The following is a 2,500-nucleotide window of genomic DNA, read 5'->3' on the forward strand; positions in this document are numbered from 1 at the left end:
TTTGCAAGTCTCAGTGGTTGCGGGGGCAGGATTTGAACCTGCGGCCTTCAGGTTATGAGCCTGACGAGCTACCGGGCTGCTCCACCCCGCGTTATTAGTTTCGGGCCTTGTTGAGCCCGGAAGCGATGTCAGGCGTAGCCTGATGAGGTGAGGCCGTCAAGCGATCGATCCGGTGGATCGATTGTAGGCCGAACGGGCTGCTCCACCCCGCGTCACCATGGATACGGACCGTTTTTGGTCCGGGAAGGGATGTTTGTTTTCGTTTTGAGAAGATTTGATTGCCTTTAGCAGACCTGGCAGCGACCTACTCTCCCGCGTCTTAAGACGAAGTACCATTGGCGCTGGGGCGTTTCACGGCCGTGTTCGGAATGGGAACGGGTGCGGCCGCCCCGCCATAACCACCAGGTCGGCTAAGGGCAATGTTGATGTTCCGACAGGCGACTGTCGGAACAAGTTGAGAAGCTGGATTTTTCGGAACATCGCCGGTTGTTTTGTCCTGACGGGCTGTTCGCAGCCTGCCGGCTGCTGCCCTGCGGACGCCCGCCAAACGATTGGCGACGGCCTTTGGCCTGTATGGCTGCCTGCTTAAAGTCGAGCAAGGGAGCCAACAGTTGGCAATGGTCTTTTTGAACACGTCTTTGAACCTTTTTGCGAGCCACCAGCGGCCGGCAGAGCCGAGCCGCCGGCTGTCCGGCGCGCCGTCCGCAGCGCAGTGGCCGAAGGCCACGACAGCGTGAGGACAAAAGGTCGATGCGCATCACGCTTTGCGTGATGAGCATGAACAATGAGAACGATGAAGTCGATCGGGCGATTAGTAAGGCTAAGCTTCATGCATTGCTGCACGTCCACACGCCTCCTATCAACGTGGTCGTCTTCCACGGCCCTGATAGGGAATACTCGTTTTCAGGTGGGTTTCCCGCTTAGATGCCTTCAGCGGTTATCCCTTCCATATATAGCTACCCTGCTATGCCGTTGGCACGACAACAGGTCCACCAGAGATATGTCCATCCCGGTCCTCTCGTACTAGGGACAGATCCTGTCAATATTCCTACACCCACGGCAGATAGGGACCGAACTGTCTCACGACGTTCTGAACCCAGCTCACGTACCGCTTTAATTGGCGAACAGCCAAACCCTTGGGACCTGCTCCAGCCCCAGGATGCGATGAGCCGACATCGAGGTGCCAAACAACCCCGTCGATATGGACTCTTGGGGGTCATCAGCCTGTTATCCCCGGCGTACCTTTTATCCGTTGAGCGATGGCCCTTCCACGCGGGACCACCGGATCACTATGACCGACTTTCGTCTCTGCTCGACTTGTCAGTCTCGCAGTCAGGCGGGCTTATGCCATTGCACTCGACGACCGATTTCCGACCGGTCTGAGCCCACCATCGCGCGCCTCCGTTACTCTTTCGGAGGCGACCGCCCCAGTCAAACTACCCACCATACACTGTCCCGGATCCGGATAACGGACCGCGGTTAGACATCCATGACGATAAGGGTGGTATTTCAAGGGTGGCTCCACGGAAACTGGCGTCCCCGCTTCAAAGCCTACCACCTATCCTACACATGCCGACACGAATGCCAGTGTAAAGCTATAGTAAAGGTGCACGGGGTCTTTCCGTCTGACCGCAGGAACCCCGCATCTTCACGGGGAATTCAATTTCACTGAGTCTATGTTGGAGACAGCGGGGAAGTCGTTACGCCATTCGTGCAGGTCGGAACTTACCCGACAAGGAATTTCGCTACCTTAGGACCGTTATAGTTACGGCCGCCGTTTACTGGGGCTTCAGTTCAAAGCTTGCACCTCTCCCTTTAACCTTCCAGCACCGGGCAGGCGTCAGACCCTATACGTCGTCTTTCGACTTCGCAGAGCCCTGTGTTTTTGATAAACAGTCGCTACCCCCTGGTCTGTGCCACCCCTTCCTGGTTGCCCAAAAAGGGGTCACGCTTCTTCCGAAGTTACGCGTGCAATTTGCCGAGTTCCTTCAACATAGTTCTCTCAAGCGCCTTGGTATACTCTACCTGACCACCTGTGTCGGTTTCGGGTACGGTCTATAATGATGGAGCTATTTCCTGGAACCGCTTCCTCGCCCAATCAATCCAATAAGACTGAACAAGTTACGCAATCCGTCACTACCACCAGGCCCACGAATATTAACGTGGTTCCCATCGACTACGCATGTCTGCCTCGTCTTAGGGGCCGGCTAACCCTGCTCAGATTAACTTTAAGCAGGAACCCTTGGTCTTTCGGCGAGAGGGTCTCTCACCCTCTTTGTCGTTACTCATGTCAACATTCGCACTTCCGATATCTCCAGCAGCCCTCACGGGTCCGCCTTCACAGACTTACGGAACGCTCCGCTACCACGTGCAGTAAACTGCACATCCTCAGCTTCGGTGCATGGCTTTAGCCCCGGTACATTTTCGGCGCAAAGACCCTTATTTAGACCAGTGAGCTGTTACGCTTTCTTTAAATGATGGCTGCTTCTAAGCCAACATC

General features: G+C 55.5%; 1 tRNA gene and 2 rRNA genes (1 of these 3 cut by a window edge). All 3 read right to left on the minus strand.

Annotated elements, in window-relative coordinates:
- Positions 1–14: 14 nt before the first annotated feature.
- Positions 15–91: transfer RNA gene (locus tag LXM96_RS21425), tRNA-Met, on the minus strand.
- Between the two features lie 200 nt (positions 92–291).
- Positions 292–406: ribosomal RNA gene (rrf, locus tag LXM96_RS21430) — 5S ribosomal RNA — on the minus strand.
- Between the two features lie 384 nt (positions 407–790).
- Positions 791–2,500, minus strand: a 23S ribosomal RNA gene (locus LXM96_RS21435); it runs 1,091 nt beyond the window's last position.

The sequence above is a fragment of the Rhizobium halophilum genome (genome assembly GCF_021648825.1).
Classification (GTDB): Bacteria; Pseudomonadota; Alphaproteobacteria; order Rhizobiales; family Rhizobiaceae; genus Neorhizobium; species Neorhizobium halophilum.